The sequence below is a fragment of the Kribbella pratensis genome (assembly GCF_004366075.1).
Taxonomy (GTDB): domain Bacteria; phylum Actinomycetota; class Actinomycetes; order Propionibacteriales; family Kribbellaceae; genus Kribbella; species Kribbella pratensis.
In genome coordinates this window covers 1,215,530-1,240,658 of the sequence record NZ_SODU01000002.1, presented here as the reverse complement: position 1 = coordinate 1,240,658, position 25,129 = coordinate 1,215,530, and the positions used below count along the sequence as shown (strand labels likewise).

Below are 25,129 nucleotides of genomic sequence, written 5' to 3'. Positions count from 1 at the left end.
CTAGTCTGAGCGGGTGAGGCCGATCCCGTTCCGCCCCAGGCGGCTCACCGAACTGCTCCGCAGGCGTGGCCGCTCCGAGGCCACGCTCGCTGCGGTCGTGGCCGGTTGCGTCGCGCTGATGAGCGTGGTCGTGCTGACCGGCGCCGGCTCCCCGGACAACGGCGTGAAGTTCACGCAGTCCGGCCACTGGGTCTACAACAGCGTGGTCGGACGGATCTTCCACCTGGACGGCGCGACCGGCAAGGTGGACGCGGACACCGAGGTGAAGACCGCCTCGCCTGGTGCACAGGTCGTGCAGACCGACAAACAGGGATATGTGCTGTCCCGGTCGCGGATCGACCAGTTCGGCAAGTCCGACCTGACCGTTCTGGACCCGGTGCAGCCACCGGCGACGAACGAGCAGCCGGTCGGCCTCGAGGCGGCTGGTGCGGCGTTCGCGGTGTACCAGCAGGCCGGGCGGGTGGTGCGGTTCGGTGACAAGGAGACGATCGCCTTCCCCGGTGGGCCGCTCGGCGATCCGATCGTGACGTCGGACGGGACCTTGTGGGTGCACCGGGTCGGCGAGGGCGACTTGTGCCGGTTGCCGATGACGGCGGACCGGATGTCCTGTCCCGCAACGGCTCCCAAGGGACACAAGGGCGCGCTGACCGCGGTCGGCGCGAACGCCGTGTTCGTCGACCTGACCGCGCGGCAGGTGTACACGCTGAACGCCGGCGGGATGGACACCGGCCCCGATCTGGGCGACATCGACGTACCCGACGACGCGCTGGTCGCGGGCAACGACGTCGACGGCCGGCTGGCGATCGTCGACCGGACGCACAACAAGCTGCACCTGGTCGACATCTCGCACCCGGACAAGCCCGAGGCGCCGATCAGCACGCCGCTGCCGAAGGGGAACTACGACAAGGTCGCGTCCTCCGGTGACGGGCTCGCGCTGCTGGACCGGAAGAACTCCAACCTGATCACGCTCGGCCGCGACGGCAAGAAGGTCGACGAGGCCAAGCTGCCGAGCCGGCCCGTCGGTGGACGCGAGAAGCCTGAGGCGAACCTGTACCGCGGCGACGACTCCCGGGTGTACGTCGAGAACGGGATCGGCGACCGCGCCGTCGTGGTCGACCGCGACGGCGAGACCGAGTCCGTGGACATCGGCACCGGCGAGGACGGCGGCAAACCGACGACCACGCCGAAGAAGCCCGAGAACACCGCCAGGCCGACGATCACGCCGCCGGCCAAGCCCAAGACCACGGTCCCGCCTCGCACCACGCCCCCTCGCACCACACCCCCGAGGACCAAGCCTCCTCGCAAGCCCGAGACGCCGCGGAAGACCACTCCGCCGAACCGTCCAGGCAACGAGCACACACCGGACAAACCGGATCCCGGCAAGACGAAGACGCCACCGCCGACCCGCAAGACCACTCCTCCGACCCCACCGAAGCCGCCGGCCGCGAAGCCGGGGCGGCCCGGTGCACCCCTGAACGTGGCGGCCCGGATCATCGACGGCGGCGCGGTCGTGACCTGGGGTGCGGCCGCGGCGCACGGCGCGACAATCACGTCGTACAAGCTGAGCTGGACCGGCGGATCGACGACGGTCAGCGGGGCGACGCGCTCGGCGCTGATCCCGGGCCTGAAGACGAAAACGGCGTACTACTTCACCATCTACGCGGTGAACAGCGCCGGCAACGGGCCCGCGGTGAAGTCGAACCGGGTCGAGCTGAAGTGGAACTCGGCCGAGTCGCCGCGCGAGCTCCTCGTCAAGGACGACGGTATCAGCGGGAGGCTGACGCTCGGCTGGATGCAGCCGACGATGGGCGACGGGACGTTCCTGCGGTACGAGGTGTCGATCGGATCGAGCACCGCACCGGTCCGGGTGCGGTCGACCACCACCTCCGCGACGATCAGCGGCCTGACCGACGGGAAGTACTCGACCTTCTTCGTGCGCGCGATCACCAAGGCGTCGGACGGGCAGGAGGTCGTGGGCAAGTACACCAGCCTGTCCGCGACTTCGGTCAGCAAGGAGCAGCCCACCAAGCGGGTGGTGGCTTCGCGGGGCGACGGTACGACGTACGGCGACAACTGTCAGCACCCGGAGTGCGCGTACATCCAGGTCCGGATCGAGAACCTGACGCCGAACACGACGTACAGCATCAAGCCGTACACGTCCGAGTGGGGCAACTTCAACCCCGGCTACAGCACCAAGACCGACGCCCAGGGCCAACTCCTCGTCCCCGACCAGTTCCCCTGCAGCGCCGTAGGCCAACTCACCTGGGTAACCGTCCAAGGCCCCGAAGGCACCTACACCTCCAACAAGTTCTTCTGGAAATCAGACACCTGACCAGACCGCGGCGGCAGCCACCCCCATGCCTCGGTTCTCCTGTCGGATGTGTGGCTCGTGACCAACCCGATCCGCGATGGTGCGACAGACGACGCGTTATCCCCTCGCCTTGTGGGTTCTCTACTGATACACGAAGGGAGAACCCTGCACGCGAGGGGATAACCCCGGCTCTCCTGACCCACACATGCATCACACGAGCTGGGTATCCAGTGTGATGCGGGAGGTGTGCCTCTGTCGGGCGGAGGGTTAGTTCTTGACGGCGAGGACTGCGGCGATGAGGCGTTGGTAGTCGGTGAGGTCTTCGGGGGCGTCTTCGTTGCGCCATTCGGAGGCGGGGACGATGCCGGGCTCCAGGACGGTGAAGCCTTCGCCGAGGAGGGCGAGGATCTGGTCGTCGGTGCGCCAGCGGCCGCGGCCCAGGGACCCCTGCAGAACCTGTTCGAGTTCCTGGCTGCGGGGGTCGTTCTCGCTGCGGAAGTGGCTGATGAATACGTGGCTGCCGGAGACGATCCGGTCCTTCCAGAAGCGGACGATGCCTGCCGGGTCCTCGTCGTCGTTCACGTGGTGCAGGGTGGCGCTGAAGATCACGGCGACCGGCCGGCCGAAGTCGATCAGCCGCACGGTGTCCGGGTGCTCGATGACGGCCTTCGGCTCCCGCAGGTCGGCCTGGATAACCGTGGTGTTGTCGTTCTCGGCGAGCAGCGCGCGGCCGTGCGCGAGCACGATCGGGTCGTTGTCGACGTACACGACCTTCGCGTCCGGCGCGTACCGCTGGGCGACCTGGTGCACGTTGTCCGCGGTCGGCAAGCCGCTGCCCAGGTCGATGAACTGCCGGACGGGCGTGTTCGTGACGATCTCACGGACCGCGCGGATCAGCGCGCCACGGTTGTCGTACGCGATCACGCGGGAACCGGGCAGTTCGTTGATGAACCGGTCACCGAACGCGCGGTCGACCGCGAAGTTGTCCTTGCCGCCGAGCAAGTAGTCGTACGTCCGCGCGATACTCGGCTTCGTCGTGTCGAAGCCCGGGAACGGCGACTTCTCCGTCACCGGCTCGTCTGCGTCGGACATCGCGCCCAATCCTTCCCGAAGACAACAGCCTTCCTCGTCGAGACAGATGTCACTCTATGCGACCCGGAAACTACCGCGCTCCGGCCCCCGGCAAGTCATGCCGAACGCTAGCGGGTGAACAGTGTTCGCAGTTCGAGCGACGCCTGGAACCGGTCGACCCACGGCCGTCCGCGCAACGCCTTCTGCAGCTCGCGAACCCCTGTCCACGCCTCGTTCTGCACATCCGCCGTCGTCGCTCCCCCGGACCACAGCGCCTGATCGACAGCCCGCGCGACCCGAGTCAGCCCGCCCGCGGTCTCCGGGAACTCCTTCGCCGCATCGGCGAGGTCCCGCACCGTCATACCCGCAGTCACCGGTACCCCGTACGCACGCAACCGGTCACGTGCCTCGGCCCACGCTCCCACCACCGCTGCGCTCCCGCCCCGCCGCCGGCGTCGCGCCGACCGGACGAACTTCACCAGCGGCACTCCGACCAGCCACAGCAGCAACAACCCCGCCGACACCGCGAACACCGCAGTCAGCGAGATCCGCGGCAGGATCGGCGTTCCCGGGTCGTTACCCCGATCGGTCTGCGGCGGGACCTCCGGGTCCTTGATCTTCTCCACCGGCGGTACGGCGGCCCGCGCCTGGCTGGTGATGTCGTCGATCGAACCAGCAACCGTCGTCTTCCCGGTGGCCGCGTCCTCGGCCGGATCCAGTGGCCACCAACCGAGGCCGTCGACCGCAACCTCCGGCCAGGCGAACGCGTCCGAGTTCCGCACCGTGTAGTACCCGTCCGCCTCCGGCTTCGCAGGCGCACGGAACCCGACCACCAACCGCGCCGGAATCCCGTTCAGCCGAGCGAGTACGACGTACGCCGCAGCGAACTGTGCGCTCGTCCCCGGCTGCTTGGTCTCGGCCTGCGCACCGCCCGGCTTCTCGTCGAGGAGGAAGCTCTTCAGCTGCGGCCACCCGTACCCGGTCGGCAGGTTGTCGCCGACCGCGACCGTGTAGTTCTGCCGCAGGTACTTCTCCAGCGCGATCGCGGTCGCGAACGTCGCCCGCTTCCCTTGCAACGGATCGATCGACGCGATCTCCGGCGGCACTGCGGGGAGCTCGAGCCCACCCGGCGCGTCCCCGTCGATCCCCGCGTTCAGCAAGTACTGCGCATCGATGTCCGGCTTCCGCCACGTCAGCGTGTAGTCGTCCGGCCGGCCCGACGACATCAAGGTCGCGCCGATCGGCTCCACCTGCGGATCCGTCACACCGCTGACCGTTGCCGGCAGCAACTGGCTCGGCAACCACGGTCCGTCCAGGTCCTCGAGCCGTACGTTCGCCGACTCCAGCGAGGTCGGCACAGTGACGTCGGAACCGACCTCGGAACCCATCCGCAGGAACGGGCGGTCGGTCGTCCAGTTCGATCCGTCGAAGTCGTCGAGTGCGACCTGCCGCCAGCGATCGACCGGCTTCGAGGCCGTGTACTTGAACACCACCTCGTCGCGCTCCCGCGCACTCAACCGGCTCGCCAGCTCGTCCAGCGGACTCGTCTGCCGTATGCCGGGGGCCGTCGCGGACTGCACCTTCTGCAGCGAGTACGGCGTACGCCCGACCGGATCGATCGTGCTCACGACCAGCCCACACACGATCGCGGCGACAGTCACGACCGCCGTCGCGACCCATGGCGCGATCCGCCGGGACTCGAGGTTCTCGGGGATCAGGAGCGCCACCATGATCAACCCGAGCGCGGCCGCGATCAGTACGGCGCCCCACCCGTCCGCCGCGATGTACAGCTGACTCGCACCGATGACGCCGAGACCTGGAATCAACGCGACCAACGGCGGCGCACGGTCGAGCAGTTCGACCGCGAGCAGGCAGGCGATCAACGTCAGCAGCGGCACGAACACCACGAGCTCGGGATCCGGCCGCGCCGGCCAGGTCGACTCCAGGGTCAATCGCCAGCCCGTCAGCCCGTCCCCGAGCGCCCGGATCGACGCCGCGGTCGGCAATCCGGCGACAGTAGTTGCCCGCAGCACCGTTTCGACGACGGCGAGCAGGCCGCCGAGCACGATCAGGATCGGGCGCCACGCAACGAGCCAGTGCCGGCAGATCTCAGTGACGACGAGGGTGATCAGGCAGACCGATCCCACCGGCAGCCACAGGTTGCGCAGGCCGAACACCGGCCCGAAGCACAACCCGCCAACAAGCACAGCGGCGAGCACCGCAATCGTCTGCCGGCGACTCATTGCAGAACTCCTGTCCACTGCTGCAAGGCTTCCCGGGCGGAGCCGCCGAGGACAACCTGCGCGCTGAGGATCGGCGCGACACCTTGCGCGTCACCGAGGCCGATCACGGTCACCGACGAGTACCGGCTGAGCAGTGGAGCGAAGTCCGCCGCTGATCCGCGCGCACCGGTGACCACGACGATCGCGCCACCCGCGGACGCTCCGGTGGTCAGCACGCGAGGCACCAGACCCGACTTGTCGTCCACCTGCTCCACCACGCACAGCTCGTCGAGGAACATCCGGGACGCGACGGCGCCGCCGGGAGCAGCGAGGTCGGCGCCGGTCGTGGTCACCAACCGGCAGCGGTGGCCGGCCGTGGACGCCGCGAACAGGATCGACGCCGCAACCTCGGTCGCCTCCTCGAACGTTGCCTCGGACAACGGCTCGCGCCGCGTGTCGAGCAGCACGGTGAGTCGCGGCTGATCCGGATCGGCGTAGTCGCGGACCATCAACTGCCCGGTGCGCGCGGTCGCCTTCCAGTGCAGGTGGCGGACCTCGTCGCCGACGACGTACGGGCGTACGTCGCGCAGGTCGGCCGATCCGCGCAACGAGTCGTCCGCGGTTCGCCCGACGTGGTGGTGCCGCGGCCGGCCGGCGACCACGGTCTTGGTCGGATGCCGCTTCGGATGCACCCACAAAGTCGCGACCTCGCCGGTCGCCTTCCGGTTGCGGGCCAGGCCGAGCGGGTCACGCCGTTCGAGCGTCAGCGGCCCGACCGCGACCTTGCCGCGCCGCAACGTCGGCAGCTCATACCGGTACGTCGCCTCGCTGCCCGGACCGAGCCGCCGGATCTTGACCTCCTGCCGATCGTTCCCTGCCGAGTCGTGCGCGGCGAAGGCGGCCTGCCAACGCGTGCCCTCGTTCCGCACCCGCAGCGTCGCCAGCGCCGGACGGCCTCGCTCTACGCGATCTGGCGACAGCACCCGCTGCACAGTCACCTGCGGTTGCCGCACCGTCAGTACGGTCGCGGCGATCAACGCCCCGACCCCGATCCCGGCGAGTGCGCGAAAGACGGAGTACCCGGCCAATTCGCCCAGCACGTAGGCCGCGATCGACCCGAGCAGCACCGCCACCCCGCGTCCCGTCAGCCTCATCACGTCAACCGGTTCTCGAGGGCCAAGGTGTCAGCTCGCGGTTGCGCCGGCCGTCGGCGCCGGTACGGCGGACAGGACCTCGTCGACCACCGACGACGGCGGCCGCTGGCTCAGCTCCGCGTCCGGCGTCAGCACCAACCGGTGTGCGAGCACCGGATGCGCGACCTGCTTGACGTCGTCGGGCGTCGTGAACGCCCGGCCGTCGGTCGCGGCGAACGCGCGGGCCGCGCGGACCAGGGCGATGCTGCCGCGCGGGCTGGCGCCGTACCGGACCGCGGTGTGCTCGCGGGTCGCGGCGGCCAGTTTCACGGCGTACGAACTGATCGCGGGGTCCACGTGGACCGATCGGACGGCGGCGATCGCGTTCCGCAGTGCCGGTACGTCGATGACCGGGCTGAGCGAGTCGGGTCCGACCCGGCCGGTGTCGCCGAGCACGATCCGCACCTCGGCGTCATGGTCGGGGTATCCGATCTCGATCCGCATCAGGAACCGGTCGAGCTGGGCCTCGGGCAACCGGTAGGTGCCCTCCATCTCGATCGGATTCTGGGTGCCGATGACCAGGAACGGATCCGGTACGGCGCGGGTGTTCGAGTCGACCGTGACGCGACGCTCGGCCATCACCTCGAGCAGCGCGGACTGCGTCTTCGGCGTACCGCGGTTGATCTCGTCCGCGACCACCACGTTGGCGAAGATGCCGCCCGGGTGGAACTCGAAGGACTCGGTTCCCTGGTGGTAGACCATCACGCCGGTGATGTCGCCGGGCAGCAGGTCCGGCGTGAACTGGATCCGGTTCCAGCTCGCGTCGATGCTGCGGGCGATGCACCGGGCCAGCGTGGTCTTGCCGAGCCCCGGCACGTCCTCGATCAGCAGGTGCCCCTCGGCGAACAGCGCGGTCAGCGCCAGCCGGATCACCTCAGGCTTCCCGTGGATCACCTTCGCCAGGTTGTCCGCCACCAGCCGATAGGCCTCGCCAGGCGGAATCGTCGCGCTCATAGATATCTCCCCAGGTGTACGCCGAACTGCACTGAGTGACCCTACTCAGCCCTGGTCCATCGGCCGTACAGAACCGGTCTACTACTGGACGGTAGGCAGCTGGATCTCGAAGATCGCGCCGCCCTCGTCGGCGTTGTAGACCTTCAGGTCGCCGCCGTGGGCGAGCACCACCCAGCGCACGATCGACAGGCCGAGGCCGGTCGAGGCGCCGCCGGTCGTGTACGGCTCGAACAGGTCCGCGCCGACGGTGGGATCGATGCCCGGGCCCTGGTCGGCGACCGTGACCCGGCCGTCGGCGACCGTCACCGTGATGATCGCCAGGTCGGCGCCGGGCACCCGGCCGTGCCGCATCGCGTTGCCCAGCACGTTGCCGATCGCCCGCCGCAGCAGCGTCGGGTCGGCACGCACCATGGTCGGCGCGGTCACCAGCGAGAACCGGGCGTCACCGGTCGGCATGTCCTCGACCACACCGGCGACCAGCTGGTCGAGCCAGACCGGCTGCATCGCGAGGTGCTCCACACCCGCGGCGAGCCGGGCGCGGACGAGCAGTCCGTCGATGATGTCGCCCATCCGCCCGGCCAGCCGGACGGTCCGCGGCAGCAGTTCCGCGCGCTGTTCGGGATCCCGCTGCGCTGTCTCGGCGAGCGCGCGGAGTGCGGCGACCGGCGTCCGCAGGTCGTGGGCGGTCTCGGCGAGCAGCGTCTCCTGTTGCTCGAGAGCGGCCATCGCGGGGCGGATCGCGCGACCGGACAGCCAGTAGCTGATGAGCGCGGCGGCGCCGATCAGGATCGCGCAGACAACGAGCACCGCGATGGTCAGCTGCCGATGCTGCTCCTGCTGCTTCTGCGTGTCCTGCCAGGCGAGTACGGCGCCGAAGTAGTGGCCGTTGGAGTCCTTGAACGGCTCCACCGCGACCCGGATCTGATGCCCGTTGACCGCCTTCCGGTCCGCGGACAGCGGTGCGCCGTTCCGCACCGACTCGGCCGCGAGGTCCGCCAACAGCTTGGTGTCGACCCGCGTACAGCCGCGCGTGCTGAACAGCGGCGTGAAGTCGCTCGGGTTCCCCGGCATGACCGCGAAGTCCGGGCAGTCGGACGCCAACGGATCGGCCGGCACGCGCGCATAGACCAGCGCACCGTGGTTGTCGTCGATCAGCCGCAGGACGGGCTGCGTGACCACGCTCAGGTCGTGGTCGATCCGATCGGCGCCGCGTTGCGCGTCGAGGATGATGATCACCGGCGCGAGCACGATGAGAGCGACGGTGTTCGTAGCGGTGAACAGGACGGTCAGCCACCACCGCAACCGGCGCAGCCGGTCGGCCGACGGACCGCGCATCCCGCGCTGACTCATCCGGCACCACCTGGGCTGTACAGGCGGTACCCCTGGCCGCGAACGGCTTCGACCAGATCCGGACCGCCGCGCAGCCGGTTGCGCAGCCGGGTGATCGTGACGTCGACGACGTTCGACATCGGGCCGTCGCCGTCCCAGCAGTGGTCGATCAGCTCGGCCCGGGTGACCAGCTGCTCGGGCCGCGACATCAGGTACTCCAGCACGCAGAACTCCTTGCCTCGCAGGGTCACCAGCACGCCGGCCCGGTGCACGGTACGGCGGGCGGTGTCGAGCTCCACGTCGGCGTACCTGATGATCGGCGGACGGATGGTCGGGCCCCTCCGGACCACGCTGAGCACCCGGACGATGAGCTCCTCGACCGCGAACGGCTTGATCAGGTAGTCGTCGCCACCGTGCTCGAATCCGTCCACCCGGTCGGCCAGCGTGTCCCGTCCGGTCAGGAACAGTACCGGCAGGGTCCAGCCCTCCTTCCGGCGACGGCTGACGTAGGCGAGCGAGTCGACCTTCCGGCCGTCGATCTCGAACATCCGGTCGAACACGGCGCAGTCGTACGAGTTCACGAACAGCTTCTCGTCGGCGTCGTCCAGGTCGACCGCCAGATCGACGGCGAGATTGGCGGAGCGGAGCGCCGCCGGGACGGCCACCTGCAGCTCCTTGTCGTCCTCTACCACCAGTACGCGCACGGCCCTCCTCGCGTGTCATCGAAATGTCATCGTCTCCCCGGATCGTATGTGTCATGAACGGTCACGCAGCGCACACACCAGACCGGTTGAGCTTCCGGGTGCTGGGCCCGCTCGAGGTCGACGGGCCCGACGGACACCCCCTGGACCTCTGCGGCGGCAAGCCGGCGACCGTGCTGACCCTGCTCCTGCTGCACCGCAACGCCTGGGTCAGCACCGAGCAGCTCGTGGACGCGGTCTGGGCCGGCCGGGACGTGCCGGCCTCTGCGCAGAACAACCTGAAGACGTACGTCTGGCAGCTCCGCCGCTCGCTTCCGGAGGAGCGGATCGAGAGCCGGCCGGGGGCGTACCGGGTGCACGTCCTGCCGGGCGAGCTCGACGCCGACGTCGCAGCCGCCCTGTGCGACGAGGCCCGCGAGCTGCTCAGCCGGAAGGATGCGGCGCAGGCAGTCACCGTTGTCCAGCGCGCGCTGAGTCTGTGGCGTGGTGCGCCGTACGACGGGTTGACGGCCGATGCGACGTCGGCGGTGGACCGGCTGACCGAGCTGCACCGGGCGCTCCGCGAGGACCTTGCGGACGCACAACTGCTGCTCGAGCGGCCTGCCGAGGCGATCGCCGTACTGCGGGCGCTGACCGAGGAGGAGCCGCTCCGCGAGCTGGCATGGGCTCGGTTGATGGCGGCGTACCGGCAGGTCGGGCGGCGGCACGACGCGCTGGCGGCGTACCAGCGAGCCCGGACCGCTCTGGTCCGCGATCTGGGGATCGAGCCGTGCGCCGAGCTGACCGCGTTGCACCAGCAGATCCTCAGCGAGGAGTCCCCCGCCGTCCTGCCGACGCCGGTGCCGCCGGTGAGCTCGAACCTGCCGCCGCGGGTCCGCACCTTCGTCGGCCGCGGTCCCGAGCTGCGCGCGCTGCGCGGCGCGACCGGTGTGGTCACGATCGACGGGATGCCGGGCATCGGCAAGACCGCGTTCGCGCTCGAGGTCGCCGCCGCCTCCGGTTTCGAGACCCAGCAGTACGTCGACCTGAACCGTCCCACCTCGTTGCCGCCGGCAACCGGACTGCTGATCCTGGACAACGTCGAGCACGCCGACCAGGTCCGGCACCTGCTCCCGAACGATCCGGGCGCGCTGGTGCTGGTGATCAGCCGCCGCCGGCTCTGCGATCTCGACCGTACGGCGGCGATGACGCTCGACGTACTGGCACCGGACGAGGCCGCGAAACTGACCGACCTCGAGCAGATCCTGAGCTGCTGCGGCGGTCACCCGGGCGCGATCCGGCAGCTGGTCGAGCGGCTGCGCAACCGGCAGCCGTGGACCGTCGCACGGATGGCCGCCCGCCTCGAGGACCAGCAGGCGCGGTGCCAGGCGCTGGGCGAGGTCCTGGCCCGCTTCGACGCTGCCTACGAAGCGCTCCCGGGCGCGGTCCAGCGGCTGTACCGGCTGATCGGGACGACGCCGCGCTTCGACCTGCGCCAGGCGGCCCGGCTCACCGGCACCAGCCAGTCCGACGCCGAGCTGATGGTCGATCAGCTGATGGACCTCAACCTGCTCACCGAGCCGGCCCCGGGCCGGTTCGAGCTCCACCCGATCGTCCGCGATCACGCCGGCCAGTTGCTGGTCGTCGCCGGACCCAAAGCGGAGCTGGTCGCATGAGGTCCGCTGCTTACCGCGCGGCGCCTCAGCACGAGGGTGAGGCGCAGTACGCCGGAACCACGACGACCCTTCCGCAGGCGACCGCTGTCGGGATGCCGTTGGCCCAGCCTCGGGTGCAGCAGCCGCCGACGCGCACGCTGATCGCGTCGGTCGGCTCGGTCAAACCGTCCGAACAGAAGCTGCAGCCGGCCGCCGAGCCGCCTGCACCGGCACCGGTCGCCGACACCGTCGAGCTGCCGGACCGGGCCGTTCGCGTCGGGCAGATCATCTGCTGGCAGCTGGCCGTGGTGGCGGTCGGCGCGGCAACCACCGCGTCGCGGACCGTACTGATCCTGACCTCGGTCGCCGCGGTGTCACTGGTCCTGCTCACAGCGGTCCGCATCCGCGGCCTGTGGCTGTATCGCTGGGCGGGCGTCCTGCTCGTTTTCCTCGTACGGCGCCGCAAGCACGACCTCGGTGAGGACATCGCGGTCCGGTTGGTCAGCACGTTCCACGGCCGGACCTCGACCGACCAGATCGTCGTCCGCGAACAGCGGTACGGCGTACTCAGCCGACCGTTCGGCGCAAGCGTCGCGCTCCGGATCGGCCCCGACTCTCAGCACCAGTTGCTGCCTCGACTGGGGCAGCTCGCGGAGGCGTCGGACGAGCAGCCGGTCGGCATCGGCGTACAGCTGATCCTGCACACCGGGGTCAAGCAGAACCAGCCCCCGCGGGCGTGGATCGCGGTCTCGGCCGAGCGGACGCCGGACATCGCGACCGACGAGCAGTTGCGGCAGGTGCTCGCCAACACCGTCCGTCGACTCGTACGCCGGCTGGACCGCGAGCAGGTCGAGAACATGCCGCTCGACGAGTCCGACGCACTCGCGTCGCTCGGCGCGCTGGCCCACGCGAACGCCGGCCGCGGACAACTCCAGGAGCGCTGGACCTCCTGGTCGTGCGGGCCGGTCCGGCAGCTGTCCGTGCGACTCGCCGGATCCGCATCCTTGCCGGTAGCAACTACTCACGCGTTGATCGGAACGCTGCTCGGCACCGGGACCGGGGCCGCGCAGACGATCGCCGTCACCGCCACCTCGAGCTCAGCCCACTCGACTTCCGCCCGCCACGACGTCGTACTCCGCCTGGCCGCATCCCATCCGGCCACGCTCGACACGGCGTTCTCCGTCCTGACCACACTGGCCCGCTCCTTCGGGGTCGAGCCCGAACGCCTCGACGGGCGCCACGCCGCCGGCGTCGCCGCCACACTACCTCTGGGGGTCCCTCTCTCATGACTCTACTGATGCTCAACCCGCCGACCGGATATCAGCAGATCCCTGCCCACGACGGGCTTGCCGAGTTGCTCGCGTCCGCAGAGGACGAGGTGATCACCATGAGCACCCTGGCCGGTCCGACGTTCGGGCCGCGCGAGGTCAAGCACGGCGTGCGCTACCGGGCGATCTTCCCTGACCACGCGCGGACCACGCCGACCGTCGGCCGGCACCTCGGTGCGTTGTCGCTCGCCGGTGTCGCCGTACGGACGATCCCGCAGGTCCCGATGAACGCGATCGTGATCGACCGTTCGGTCGCCGTGCTCCCCGCCGACACCACCAACGGCAGCATCGCCGTACTGCGGCTGACCAGCGTGGTGGTGACCGCGCTGGAGCTGTTCGAGCGGATCTGGCCGGACGCCGTACCGCTGGCCGACCGGGATCTGCCGGACGAGGCCGACCTTTCGCTGCGCGAGCAGGAGATGCTGCGCCTGCTGGCCCTCGGCGCGACCGACGAGGTGGCCGCGGCACATCTGAACATCTCGGTCCGGACGGTACGCCGGATGGTCGCGCAGATCATGAACCGCCTCGGCGCCCGCAGCCGCTTCCAAGCCGGCGTCAAGGCAGCCGACCGCGGCTGGCTCCTCGAGCGCGCCTCATGAGGATACTGACCGTCGCCGCCGATCGTCCCGGCGCCTATCAGACCGTTGGCTCCGCGCTGCTCGAGGCTCCGGACGGGGCCACGGTTGCGATCGCCGGCGGAACGTACGCCGAGACACTCGAGCTCACCGGGCGCTCGGTGACGCTGCAGGCCGAGGACGGCGCGGACGTCGTACTGGACGGGTCAGGCGCCGACTGGCCGACGATCCGCGCTGTCGACGGCACGCTGACGCTGCGTGGGCTGGAGATCCGCGCGACGGACGGGATCGCGGTCTCGGTCGACCGTACGGCGCTGACGGTCGAGAACTGCACCATCTCCGGACGCACCCGGCCCGCGCTCAGCGTGCACGCGAGTACGTCGTTCCGGATCGAACGCTGCACGGTGCGCGGCGCCGAGACCGGGATCGTGGTCGAGGGCGCCGGCGGGCAGATCCTGGACACGACCGTCCGGGAGATCTCCGGGGACGGCATAGTCGTTGCCCTGGGCGCCGATCCGCTGATCCGCGGCTGCACGATCACCGGCTGCGGCGGGCGCGGCGTGTACATCTACCAGTACAGCCGTCCGGAGCTCGTCGACGTCGAGGTCGGTCAGACCGGCACCGAAGGCATCGGGGTCGCGCACGGCAGTACGCCGACGGTCCGCCGGCTGACCGTGCACGACACCCGCGGCTCGGCGATCACGTTCGCGCCGGGCTGCGGTGGAGCGGTCGAGGGGCTGCGGGCGACGAACACCACGGAGCCCGCGCTGTCGATCGCGGCGGGCAGCACGGTCGAGGTGATCGAGGAGAGTACGGCGACGGCCGAGAACGGCCCGGTGGACGATTTGCTCGGCGAGCTGGACATGATGGTCGGGCTGCCCGGCGTGAAGGCCGAGGTACGGGCGCTGGTGGACGAGATCCAGGTCAACGAGTGGCGAAGCTCCGCGGGGCTGTCGATCGGCGCGGTCAGCCACCACCTGATCTTCGCCGGTGCGCCGGGGACCGGGAAGACCACTGTTGCCCGGCTGTACGGGAAGCTGCTGAAGGCGCTCGGCGTCCTGCCGGACGGCGGGTTCATCGAGGTGTCGCGGCGGGATCTTGTCGGCCAGTACATCGGGCACACCGCGGAGAAGACCGCGCTGGTCTTCGAGAAGGCGCTCGGCGGCGTGCTGTTCATCGACGAGGCGTACACGCTGTCCCGCGCGGCCGGGAACGGCGACTTCGGGCAGGAGGCGATCGACGCGCTGGTGAAGCTGATGGAGGACCACCGCGACGAGATCGCGATCATCGTCGCCGGGTACACCGCCGAGATGAACGACTTCCTGGCCGCCAACCCCGGCCTGGCGTCCCGGTTCTCGAAGACGATCGAGTTCGAGAACTACAGCGCCGCGGAGCTGCTGCTGATCACCGACCGGATGGTTGCCGGGGGCGACTATCTGCTCGACCCGGCGGCCGGCGCGCCGCTGACGTCGTACTTCGACCGGATCGCGGACGGCCCGAACTTCGGCAACGCCCGGGAGGCCCGCCGCCTGGTCGAGGGCATGCGCAAGGCCCAGTCCCAACGCCTCCGCACCCTCGGGCGCCGCCCGTCGACGGACGAACTCCGCTCCCTCCTGGCCGCGGACGTCATCACCGCCGCCGGCTGATCAGGGCATGCCACAGCGACCGTCGTACGGCGGCCGCTGTGGTGCGATCGGTGACCTGGTCTGGCGGGCCCTGCCACCGGGGTTGTGTCAGTTCAGCGTGTGTTTCGGCACGTCGTGGTCGCGACGGCGCTCGGGGAGTGTTTCGTGCACCGCGTGGTCCGGGGTGCGCGGGGCCGGGCACACGGGGCCGCGGCGAATCGGGCCGCCCCCCAGCTTCCGGCTCTTCCACTGCTTCTCTTCGTAATCGTAGTAGGTGTCGACGCCTCCGACTGTCATCCGGTCCTCCCGTCAAACCCCCCGTCCCCTGCTGGCTCATCTACAGTCCGTCAGGAGAGCCCTGGCAGCAAGTGATTCCGGAAATCACCACGGATCAACACGCTCGAACGCCGTCTTGTGTTGGTTTGACCCACAAACGTGCTCTTGTCGAGAAAGTCTCAGACGGCGAGGATCGCGACGCCGTGAGCCGGTAACAGGACCCCGGCGCCGGTCAGCTCGGCCCCGGCGAACGACATCACCAGGTATTCCGGGAGCGCGTCGACCGGCACCACCGCCTCGGACGCGGCCAGGTTCACCACCACCCGCAGGCTGCCGCGGGTCACCACCAGCCACGCCCCGGCCGGGTCGAACGCGACCCCGACGGACTCGAGCCGGTCGTCGCGCAGCTCCGGCATCCGGGCCCGGAACGTCAGCAGGTGCCGGTACCAGGCGAGGACGTCGCGATGCGGCGCCTCGTCCGGCTCGGACCAGTCGAGCACCGAGCTCCGCCACGTCTGCGGATCCTGCGGGTCCGGGATCTCGTCCGCGTCCCAGCCGAACTCCGCGAACTCCCGCCGCCGTCCGGTCCGCACCGCGTCGGCCAGCGCGGGCTCGGTGAAATCGGTGAAGAACCGCCAGGGCGTCGAGGCGCCCCATTCCTCACCCATGAACAGCATGGGCGTGTACGGCGAGGTCAGCACCAGCGCGGCGCCGATCGCGAGCTGTCCCGGCGTCAGCGCCGGTCGGTCGCCGAGCGCCCGGTTGCCGACCTGGTCGTGGTTCGACGTGTAGACGAGGAACTCGCCACCGCGGTGTTTGCGTGGATCGACCGGCCGGCCCCAGTCCTTGCCGCGGAACGTCGAGTACTCCCCGTCGTGCAGGAACACCCGCGTCAGCGTCTTCGCGAACACCGCCGGATCGCCGAAGTCGACGTAGTACCCGAACCGCTCGCCGGTCAGCAGGGCGTGCAGCGCGTGGTGGAAGTCGTCGCTCCACTGCGCGGTCATCCCCATCCCGCCTTGCGCCACTGGCTCGACCGTGCGCGGGTCGTTGAGGTCGGACTCGGCCACCAACCCCAGCGGGCGTCCCAGGTCCTCGGACAACGCTGCGGTCTCTGTCGAGAGCTGTTGGAGGAGGTGGGTCGGGCTGTCGTCGACCAGCGCGTGTACGGCGTCCAGCCGCAGTACGTCGATGTGGAAGTCGCGGAACCAGCGCAGTGCGTTGTCGCAGATCCACCGTCGTACCTCGGCACTGCCCGTGTCGTCGAGGTTCACCGCGGGGCCCCACGGGGTGGAGTGGCGAGTGGTGAAGTACGGACCGAAGCTGTCCAGGTAGTTCCCGCTCGGGCCGAGGTGGTTGTAGACGACGTCGAGACACACAGCCAGTCCGGCGTCGTGACACCGGTCGACGAACCGCTGCAGTGCTTCCGGGCCGCCGTACGGCTCGTGCACGGCGTACAGGTCCACACCGTCGTACCCCCAGCCGTGTACGCCGGGGAACGCGGCTATCGGCAGCAGCGAGACCATCTCTACGCCGAGCACAGCCAGGTAGTCCAGGTGCTCAGCTGCGGCCTCCAGCGTGCCTTCCAAGGTGAACGTGCCCAGGTGAAGCTCGTAGAAGACAGCACCGCGTACGTCGCGACCTGTCCAGCTGTCGTCGGTCCACTCGAAGCGGGCCGCGTCGAAGACCCGGCTGAATCCGTGGACCCCGTCCGGCTGCCAGGGACTGCGTGGATCGGGTAGCGGGTCACTGCCGTCGACGGAGTACGCGTAGTCGGTGCCGTGGTGCGCCTCGACCACCTGTCGTTCCCACCAGCCGTCGTCGACGGAGCGCATCGGCAGCACACCGTCCCGCAGGACCAGGTCGACGTTGGTCGCCTCGGGTGCCCAGACTCGGAAGGTGTGCATGGCTGTCAGCTCCTGACCAGCAAGGCGACCGGGAGGTCGGTCAGCAGGTCGACGATCCGGGCTGCGCCGCTGCCGACGTCGCGTCCGGTCAGCACGTTCTTCCATCGGCCACTCGGCAGCACGACCGTGCTCTCACCCCAGCCGCCCAGACGCTGCAACGCGGCCGGCAGCCGGGTCGCAACGGTGATCACCGCGTCTCCACGGGCGAACGCAACCGCATGTCCGTTTGACGTCGGGAGCGGCGTGTAGCTACCAGCAAAGGCCTCCGGGTACTGCCGGCGGAGGCGGAGCGCCCGCGACGTGACGAGCAGCTTCTCGTCGGACAGGTCCTCCGGCTTGCCGCCGTCGTCCAGACGCTGCAGCCGACTGATGCGCTGCTCGTAGTCCACGGGACGACGGTTGTCAGGGTCTACGAGGGACAGGTCGACCAGCTCGGTGCCCTGATACACGTCCGGTACGCCGGGCATCGTCAGCTGCACCAGCTTCTGTCCGAGCGTGGCTGCGCGCACGTAGTCGGCTTGCTCGTCAGCAAAGCGACGTACCGCTTCGAGCACGGTGTCGTCGTGCAGGACTGCTCTTGCGAAGGTTGCGACGGTCTGCTCGTACTCGTCGTCCGGGGAGGTCCAGCTGGTGTGCCTCTTGGCCTCGCGGATCGCCTTGAGGAGGTAGGCCTGTAGACGGTCCTCAGCGAGCGGTCCGTCGTGCCAGGTGCCGAAGAGCGTCTGCCAGAACAAGTACTCCGTGCTGCCGTCCAGCAGCGGACTCCGGTGGTCATCCGCGAGCCTGCGCCATTCACGCACCGCCTCCGACCAGGCGGCCGGCTGCTCGGACAGTACGCCGAGACGCGCACGGACGTCCTCTGAGCGTTTGGTGTCGTGAGTAGACAGCGTGGTCATCGTCTTGGGCCAGTGCTGGTTCAGCTGGGCGGCGTACGCGTGGAACTCCTCGGGCGTGACACCGAAGTGCTCCGGGTCCCCACCGACCTCGTTGAGCGACGTGAGCCGCAGCCATCGGTAGAACGCGGTGTCCTCGACGCCTTTGGCCATCACCGGCCCACAGGTCTGCTGGAAGCGCACGATCAGCTCGGCCCGCGCTTCCTCGTCGATCGCGTTCGTCTCACGTCCGAGCAGGAGGTGCAGCACTACGTCGAGCGTCGCCTGCCGGTCCTCGTCGAGATTGGCCCGGGCCTTCTCGGCCGCGCGCTCCATCGCAGCAACCGCAGCAGCAGGCGCTTCTTCACCCGGTACGACGTACGCGCGGTAGACGTCGAACTGGACCAGCAACTCGGCCACGACCTCATGGAACGCCCGCCTGGTGTGGTCACGCAGTCGTACGTCGTCCTGGCAGATGCGGGCCAGCAACTCGACCAGCCGATGCACCTCGGCGTACTGCCCGTGCTGGACGATCTCGCGCTTCGCCTCCTCCACCACGGGCCCGAAGTCGGCCGGTGCGCCGGTGAGCTCCGAGTGCAGTGCTGCAAGCGGTGCAGCACCGGCCGGGTCCACGAACAGGCCGCCGACGCGCAGCAGGGCGTCGTACCCGGTGGTGCCGGCGCAGGGCCAGTCGCGTGGGAGCTGCTCGTCGCCTTCCAGGATCTTCTCCACCACGACCCAGGCACCGCCGGTGCGCTCGGCCAGTCGACGCAGGTAGCCGCGTGGGTCCGCCAAGCCGTCGGGGTGGTCGATCCGGAACCCGTTGAGCTTGCCCTCGTGCAGCAACGCGAGTAGCAGCTGATGCGTCGCGTCGAAGACCTCCTGCGTCTCCTGACGTACTGCGGCGAGCGTGTCGACGTCGAAGAACCGCCTGTAGTTCAGCTCCTCGTCAGCGACCCGCCAGTGTGCGAGGCGGTACCACTGCTCGGTGACGAGCTCCTGGATCGGCAGGTGCTCGGTCCCCGGCCGCAGCGGGTACTCGTGCTCGTAGTACCGCAGTACGTCGCCGTCGACCGACAACTCTCCGTCCGCAAGCACCTTGCCGATCCGCTGCCCCAGCACCGCCATCAGCAACGGCTGGTTCCCCGCACCCCAGTCGACGTCGAACCAGTCCGCGTACTGCGAACCCGGCCCGAGCCGCAACACCGACCACAGCGCCTTGTTCAAGCTCTCCGGCGTCGGTACGGCGACATGGTTCGGTACGACGTCCGCGATGGCGCCCATGCGGTACTCGGTGAGCTGCGCGGACAGGCGGTCGAACGCCGGCCGGCCGCCCATCGGTTCGGACAGCCGGCTGTGGTCCACCACGTCGTACCCGTGGGTGGAACCGGGTGCGGCCTGGAGGATCGGGGAGAGGTACGCGTGGGAGATCCCGAGGCCGGCCAGGTACGGGACCACCGCGGCCGCGGCGTCGAAGCCGAACTCGGCGCGGAGCTGGAACCGGTAGGTGGCCTGCGGGACCCCCGTCATCCGGCGGCCTGCCTCGGGCGGGTCAGGACGAGCGTGCTGTGGGCCTCCAGTTGGACCGTGGTGCCGGCGGCGTGTGGCTCGTCGGTCCCGGCGCCGGTAGCACTCGTCGTGTCGACGACGACCGTCCAGTTCTCGCCGTACTCCTCGGGTGGGAGGAGGAAGTCGACCGGTTCGTAGTTGCTGTTCAGCAGGATCAGGAACGAGTCGTCGACCACCGGCTCGCCGCGGAGGTCCGGCTCGGAGATCGCGTCGCCGTTCAGGAAGACCGCGATCGCCCGGGCGTCGTTCTGCTGCCAGTCGCCGTTCTGCATCTCGGCGCCCTTCGGCGCGAACCAGACCAGGTCACCGAGTCCGTCGATCCCGGTGTCGCCGTGGAAGAAGCGGCGACGGCGCAGCACCGGGTGGTTGTTGCGGAGGCGGACGACGGCCCGGGTGAACTCGAGCAGGTGCTTCTGCGGCTCGCCGAGCCCCCAGTCCACCCAGGCGATCTCGTTGTCCTGGCAGTAGACGTTGTTGTTGCCGCTCTGCGTCCGGCCCAACTCGTCGCCGTGCGCGATCATCGGCACGCCCTGCGAGATCAGCAGCGTGGTGAGGAAGTTGCGCTGCTGCCTCGCGCGCAGTCGCAGTACCTCGGGATCGTCCGTCGCGCCCTCGACACCGCAGTTCCAGGAGCGGTTGTGGCTCTCGCCGTCCTTGCCGCCCTCACCGTTCGCCGCGTTGTGCTTCTCGTTGTAGGACACGAGGTCGCGCAGCGTGAAGCCGTCGTGAGCGGTGACGAAGTTGATGCTGGCCAGCGGCCGGCGACTGTCGTCCTGGTACAGGTCCGACGAGCCGGTCAGCCGGGAGGCGAACTCGGCCAAGGTGTACTGCTCGCCCCGCCAGAAGTCGCGCACGGTGTCGCGGTACTTACCGTTCCACTCCGTCCACAGCGGCGGGAAGTTGCCCACCTGGTAGCCGCCGTCGCCCACGTCCCACGGCTCGGCGATCAGCTTCACCTGGCTCACCACCGGGTCCTGCTGGACCAGGTCGAAGAACGCCGACAGCCGGTCGACCTCGTGGAACTGGCGGGCCAGCGTGGCCGCGAGGTCGAAGCGGAAGCCGTCGACGTGCATCTCGGTGACCCAGTAGCGCAGCGAGTCCATGATCAGCTGCAGCACGTGCGGGTGCCGCATCAGCAGGCTGTTACCGGTACCCGTGGTGTCGTAGTAGTGCGTCTTGTCCTGGTCGACCAGCCGGTAGTACGCCGCGTTGTCGATGCCCTTGAACGACAGCGTCGGACCGAACTCGTTCCCCTCGGCGGTGTGGTTGTAGACGACATCGAGGATCACCTCGATGTCCGCCTCGTGCAGCGCCTTCACCATCGCCTTGAACTCGGTCACCTGCTGACCGCGGGTGCCGGTCGACGAGTAGGCGTTGTGCGGCGCGAAGAAGCCGATCGTGTTGTAGCCCCAGTAATTGGACAGGCCGAGCTCCTGCAGGTGGCCGTCCTGGGCGAACTGGTGCACCGGCATCAGCTCGATCGCGGACACCCCGAGCTCCTTGAGGTGCTCGATGACGGCCGGGTGGCCGATCCCGGCGTACGTGCCGCGGATGTTCTCCGGCAGGCCCGGATGCGTCTTGGTGAGGCCCTTGACGTGCGCCTCGTAGATCACCGTCTCGTGGTACGCGTGGCCCGGCGGGCGGTCGTTGCCCCAGTCGAAGAACGGGTTGGTCACCACCGAGAGCATGGTGTGCTCACGGTTGTCCATGGTGTTCAGCTCGTCCGGCTTCGCGAACCGGTAGCTGAACAGCGACTCGTCACCGTCGAGCTGCCCGTCGACAGCCTTCGCGTACGGGTCCAGCAGCAGCTTGGACGGGTTGCACCGGTGGCCTTCGGACGGGTTGTACGGCCCGTGCACCCGGAAGCCGTAGCGCTGTCCCGGCTGCACTCCGGGGAGGTAGGCGTGGTGCACGAACCCGTCCACCTCGGTCAGCTGCACCAGCTGCTCGGATCCGTCGTCGCCGATCAGCGACAGGTCCACTCGATCGGCAACCTCCGAGAACACCGCGAAGTTCGTCCCGGCGCCGTCGTACGTGGCGCCGAGAGGGTAAGGACGACCAGGCCATTTCTGCACCTGACGACAGTAGCCACCCCGACCCCCGGTCACCGAACCCCCGGGTGTTTCGGTCTCGAGAATTCACCGGGCAAGGGCTTGCAGCTTGTTGCAAGACTTGGAACGTCCCAATTTCCGCTCGATTCGACTAAGCTCTCGCCCTTGTGAAACCGCATTCCCCCCGGCGGCCGGTCTTCCTCGACGCGACCGGGCGTCGCCGTCGCACCATCCGCAGAACTGGCGCCTTCCTCGCCGTACCTACCGTCGGTTACCTGGTGCTCATGGTCAGTAGCCTTCTCGGCGGGCCGCGGATGGACACCCCGCTCATTCCGCTCCCGGAAGCGGCCAAGCCCAAGCACCGGCCGACCGCTCCGCCGGCCGAAATCGCGATCGAAACAGTGCGGCCCACGACCGGGGACACCTCCGGTACGCCGGGTGACGGGCCGAGCGAGACCTCCACGCCGCAGACTCCGTCGACGACCCCCACCGGCGTACCGAGCTCAGGTCCGACGACCGTCCCGACAACTGTCCCGCCGGTGACTCCGGTGCCGCCGCCGACCGTCGTACCGACGACTGCTCCGACGACCACGACCACGCCGCCGGGCCGGACGAACTCGCCGACGACCGCCACACCTACTCCGACGGCGACGACCACCACGACACGCGGCAACAAGCCGACCACGCCGCCCGGTAAGACCAAGACGCCGACGACGCCGTGAGCAGACCTGTCGCGCGGCGGGCCAAGCCGGTCCCACTCCGCACGCATTGGGTCGTGCTGACCATGTTGCTGGTCTGCCTGGCCAGCATGCTGTTGCTGAACGGCTACACGCACCACATGCTCGGTACGTTGTCCGAGGGCGCGGTCCAGCAGACCGGTAGCTACGGAACGGTACCGCCGCAGATCCTCACCGGCGGACCGGTCATCGACGCCGGCGAGGGCACTCCCCGGTCCGCGTCACCGAAGGCCCGCACCATCGCGCTCACGTTCGACGACGGCCCGGACCCGGTCTGGACGCCGAAGATCCTGGACCTGCTGCGGCAGCAGCACGTGCACGCGACTTTCTTCGTCATTGGCACCGAGGTCGCCGCGCACCCGGAGCTGGCCCGGCGGATCCTCGCCGAAGGGCACCAGATCGCCCTGCACACCTTCACCCACGCGAACCTGTCGACCGCGGCCTCCTGGCGCCGTGCACTCGAGTTCCGGCAGAGCCAGCTCATCCTCGCCGGAGCGACAGGTACCAGTACGACGCTCTTCCGGCCGCCCTATTCGTCCGAACCGAGCGCATTGAACGACCGCGACTGGGCAAGCCTCCAGCAGATCCGGAAGGCCGGCTACCTCAGCGTGCTGAGCACGCAGGACAGTGAGGACTGGCGTAAGCCCGGGACCGAACAGGTCATCGCCAACTCGATGCCGCGCAGCACGGCCGGACAGGTGCTGCTGATGCACGACGCGGGAGGCGACCGCAGCGAGACCGTCGAGGCACTGAGCAAACTGCTCCCCCGGCTGAAGGCACGTGGCTTCCGGTTCGCCACGGTCAGCGAAGCGGTCGGCCTGCCGGACCCCACTCGTAAAGCGAGTGTGCTGGACCGCGGCCGCGGCCTCGCGGTGATGTGGGCGATGCGGATCAGCGACGCCGTACTGACCCTGATCGGCTGGCTGCTGTACGCCGCCGGCGCGCTGAGCGTGCTGCGCGCGATCACCACGGTCATCGCGGCCCGACGGCACGTGAAGATGCGTGGCTGGTCGTACGGCCCCCCGGTGACGGAACCGGTCAGCGTCATCGTTCCGGCGTACAACGAAAGCGCAGGCATCGAGGCCGCGATCCGCTCGCTGGTCGCCTCGGACCACCCGCTGGAGGTGATCGTCGTCGACGACGGGTCGACGGACGGTACGGCGGATCTGGTCGAAGCGCTGCACATCCCCGGGGTCCGGGTGATCCGGCAGGCCAACTCGGGCAAGCCGATCGCGCTGAACACCGGTCTGCAAGCGGCCCGGTTCGAGCTGATCGTGATGGTCGACGGCGACACCGTGTTCGAGCCGGACGCCGTCCGCAAGCTCATCCAGCCGTTCGGGCACCCGTCCGTCGGGGCGGTGTCGGGCAACGCCAAGGTGGGCAACCGGCGCGGTCTGCTCGGCCGCTGGCAGCACATCGAGTACGTGATCGGGTTCAACCTGGACCGCCGGTTGTTCGACCTCGCCGAGTGCATGCCCACCGTGCCCGGTGCCGTCGGTGCGTTCCGTCGTACGGCGCTGGAGCGGATCGGCGGACTGAGTGACGTGACGCTGGCCGAGGACACCGACCTGACGATGGCGCTGTGCCGGGACGGGTGGCGGGTGGTCTACGAGGAGAGTGCGGTGGCGTGGACCGAGGCGCCGGCGTCGCTGGGCGCACTGTGGCGGCAGCGGTACCGCTGGTGCTACGGGACGCTGCAGGCGATGTGGAAGCACCGCGGGGCGATGGTGCAGGGCGGTCGGGCCGGGAAGTTCGGCCGTCGCGGTCTGACGTACCTCATGCTCTTCCAGGTGCTGCTGCCGCTGCTGGCACCTGTAGTGGACGTGTTCGCGATCTACGGCCTGGTGTTCCTCAACCCGGTCCGCGTGCTGTCGGTCTGGGTCGCCTTCGTCGTACTGCAGTTGCTCATGGGCTTCTACGCATTCCGGCTGGACGGGGAGCGAGCCGGACCACTGTGGACACTGCCGTTGCAGCAGTTCGTTTACCGGCAACTGATGTACCTGGTGGTCATCCAGTCGGTCTTCACCGCACTGGCCGGCACCCGGCTCCGCTGGCAACGCATGGAGCGCTACGGCAGTCTGCAGGCGCCAGTCAGCCCTTGATGCCATCCAGGATCCGGCGCAGACCCCACAGGTACTGCTCGGTGGTGATGAAGCGCGCCATCGTCGGCCCTGCCGCGGCTGACCGCGGGAAGACCTCAGCCGGGATCTGGTCGTACGTCGCACGCCGCCGGGCCACGCGTGCGTCCTCGGGCGGTAGCGGTCCGGGATCGGTCTCGTCCGCTACCTCGAGGGCGATCGACCCGAGGACGTAGACGATCAGCAGGTACGTCGACCGCGCGGCGTCCGCCGGGTCGAGGCCCGCGTCGATGAGCAGACCGAGCAGACGCTCGTTCAGCGCCGTCGTCCGCGGGCCGTCCATCGGACCGCTCATCAGGAGCGCGCCGGCACCCGGATGCGCGACCAGGTTCGCGCGAAGGTCGAGCGCGAGCGCCTCGATCCGCTCCCGCCACGGTCGGCTCTCGTCCGCGAATCCGCCGGTGTCGGCGTCGCCGAGCAGCCTCTCGATCAGCGCGGCGATCACCGCGGACTTGTCCGGGAAATAGGTGTAGACGGCGTTCGGCGCCACTCCGACCTTCGCCGCGATCCCGCGGATCGACGCCTGCCCGCCCTCGTCCAGCAGCTGGAGCGCGGCATCCAGCAGCTCGTCCTCGGTCAGGGTTCGTCGCGGCCCGGGCCGCCCTCGCGTAGCCATCTCTGGACAGCGTACAGAAT

General features: G+C 69.3%; 18 protein-coding genes. 7 read left to right on the top strand and 11 right to left on the bottom strand.

Annotated features, from left to right (window positions below; genetic code table 11):
* The first annotated feature begins 13 nt into the window (after positions 1-13).
* Positions 14-2,332 carry a fibronectin type III domain-containing protein gene (locus EV137_RS20980; protein WP_134130423.1) on the top strand — a complete coding sequence of 773 codons (2,319 nt, stop codon included), beginning with the start codon at positions 14-16 and terminating at the stop codon, positions 2,330-2,332.
* 246 nt (positions 2,333-2,578) lie between these two features.
* Here the strand turns inward: EV137_RS20980 and EV137_RS20975 are convergent, their stop codons facing one another.
* The 6 genes from EV137_RS20975 to EV137_RS20950 form a co-directional block, all read right to left on the bottom strand.
* A complete protein-coding gene (locus EV137_RS20975) occupies positions 2,579-3,403 on the bottom strand; it encodes an SAM-dependent methyltransferase (RefSeq protein ID WP_134130422.1) in 825 nt (274 codons plus the stop codon).
* Between the two features lie 107 nt (positions 3,404-3,510).
* Positions 3,511-5,625, bottom strand: coding sequence for a transglutaminase TgpA family protein (locus EV137_RS20970; protein WP_134130421.1), 2,115 nt, complete (start codon positions 5,623-5,625; stop codon positions 3,511-3,513).
* On the bottom strand, positions 5,622-6,758 hold the full coding sequence (locus EV137_RS20965; protein WP_134130420.1) for a DUF58 domain-containing protein: 1,137 nt from the start codon (positions 6,756-6,758) through the stop codon (positions 5,622-5,624). The genes EV137_RS20970 and EV137_RS20965 overlap by 4 nt, the downstream gene beginning before the upstream one ends.
* A 30-nt stretch (positions 6,759-6,788) precedes the next feature.
* Entirely contained in the window at positions 6,789-7,751 is a 963-nt protein-coding gene (locus EV137_RS20960) for an AAA family ATPase (RefSeq protein ID WP_134130419.1), read from the bottom strand.
* Positions 7,752-7,832: 81 nt separating this feature from the next.
* Complete coding sequence (locus EV137_RS20955; RefSeq protein WP_238175461.1) at positions 7,833-9,101, bottom strand: sensor histidine kinase; 1,269 nt, start codon at positions 9,099-9,101, stop codon at positions 7,833-7,835.
* The gene (locus tag EV137_RS20950; RefSeq protein WP_134130418.1) at positions 9,098-9,784 is read right to left on the bottom strand and encodes a response regulator transcription factor; all 687 of its coding nucleotides are present in this window, start codon (positions 9,782-9,784) and stop codon (positions 9,098-9,100) included. Before EV137_RS20950 ends, EV137_RS20955 begins: the two co-directional genes overlap by 4 nt.
* 53 nt (positions 9,785-9,837) lie before the next feature.
* Between EV137_RS20950 and EV137_RS20945 the strand changes: the two genes are divergently transcribed.
* The 4 genes from EV137_RS20945 to EV137_RS20930 are packed head-to-tail and all read left to right on the top strand — an operon-like array spanning position 9,838 to position 14,964.
* Positions 9,838-11,436, top strand: a complete 1,599-nt coding sequence (locus EV137_RS20945; RefSeq protein ID WP_166679958.1) for an AfsR/SARP family transcriptional regulator — start codon at positions 9,838-9,840, stop codon at positions 11,434-11,436.
* Positions 11,433-12,704 carry a type VII secretion protein EccE gene (locus EV137_RS20940; protein ID WP_134130416.1) on the top strand — a complete coding sequence of 424 codons (1,272 nt, stop codon included), beginning with the start codon at positions 11,433-11,435 and terminating at the stop codon, positions 12,702-12,704. Before EV137_RS20945 ends, EV137_RS20940 begins: the two co-directional genes overlap by 4 nt.
* Positions 12,701-13,342: a helix-turn-helix transcriptional regulator gene (locus tag EV137_RS20935; RefSeq protein ID WP_134130415.1), complete on the top strand. Its 642-nt coding sequence runs from the start codon at positions 12,701-12,703 to the stop codon at positions 13,340-13,342. The genes EV137_RS20940 and EV137_RS20935 overlap by 4 nt, the downstream gene beginning before the upstream one ends.
* Positions 13,339-14,964, top strand: a complete 1,626-nt coding sequence (locus tag EV137_RS20930; RefSeq protein ID WP_134130414.1) for a right-handed parallel beta-helix repeat-containing protein — start codon at positions 13,339-13,341, stop codon at positions 14,962-14,964. The genes EV137_RS20935 and EV137_RS20930 overlap by 4 nt, the downstream gene beginning before the upstream one ends.
* A gap of 87 nt (positions 14,965-15,051) precedes the next feature.
* Here EV137_RS20930 and EV137_RS20925 read toward each other — a convergent pair whose 3' ends face one another.
* From EV137_RS20925 to glgX, 4 genes are all read right to left on the bottom strand, one after another.
* A complete protein-coding gene (locus EV137_RS20925; RefSeq protein ID WP_134002829.1) occupies positions 15,052-15,240 on the bottom strand; it encodes a hypothetical protein in 189 nt (62 codons plus the stop codon).
* 158 nt (positions 15,241-15,398) lie between these two features.
* On the bottom strand, positions 15,399-17,126 hold the full coding sequence (gene treZ / locus EV137_RS20920) for a malto-oligosyltrehalose trehalohydrolase (RefSeq protein WP_134130413.1): 1,728 nt from the start codon (positions 17,124-17,126) through the stop codon (positions 15,399-15,401).
* 5 nt (positions 17,127-17,131) lie between these two features.
* On the bottom strand, positions 17,132-19,528 hold the full coding sequence (gene treY, locus EV137_RS20915; RefSeq protein ID WP_134130412.1) for a malto-oligosyltrehalose synthase: 2,397 nt from the start codon (positions 19,526-19,528) through the stop codon (positions 17,132-17,134).
* Positions 19,525-21,642 carry a glycogen debranching protein GlgX gene (gene glgX, locus EV137_RS20910; protein ID WP_134002823.1) on the bottom strand — a complete coding sequence of 706 codons (2,118 nt, stop codon included), beginning with the start codon at positions 21,640-21,642 and terminating at the stop codon, positions 19,525-19,527. Before glgX ends, treY begins: the two co-directional genes overlap by 4 nt.
* A gap of 260 nt (positions 21,643-21,902) precedes the next feature.
* Between glgX and EV137_RS20905 the strand changes: the two genes are divergently transcribed.
* Together EV137_RS20905 and EV137_RS20900 are read left to right on the top strand one after the other, a co-directional pair.
* Positions 21,903-22,340, top strand: a complete 438-nt coding sequence (locus EV137_RS20905) for a hypothetical protein (RefSeq protein ID WP_134130411.1) — start codon at positions 21,903-21,905, stop codon at positions 22,338-22,340.
* The gene (locus EV137_RS20900) at positions 22,337-24,457 is read left to right on the top strand and encodes a bifunctional polysaccharide deacetylase/glycosyltransferase family 2 protein (RefSeq protein WP_238175460.1); all 2,121 of its coding nucleotides are present in this window, start codon (positions 22,337-22,339) and stop codon (positions 24,455-24,457) included. The genes EV137_RS20905 and EV137_RS20900 overlap by 4 nt, the downstream gene beginning before the upstream one ends.
* Here the strand turns inward: EV137_RS20900 and EV137_RS20895 are convergent.
* Positions 24,447-25,109, bottom strand: a complete 663-nt coding sequence (locus tag EV137_RS20895; RefSeq protein ID WP_134130410.1) for a TetR/AcrR family transcriptional regulator C-terminal domain-containing protein — start codon at positions 25,107-25,109, stop codon at positions 24,447-24,449. The two genes, EV137_RS20900 and EV137_RS20895, sit on opposite strands and share 11 nt — an antisense overlap.
* Positions 25,110-25,129: the final 20 nt, after the last annotated feature.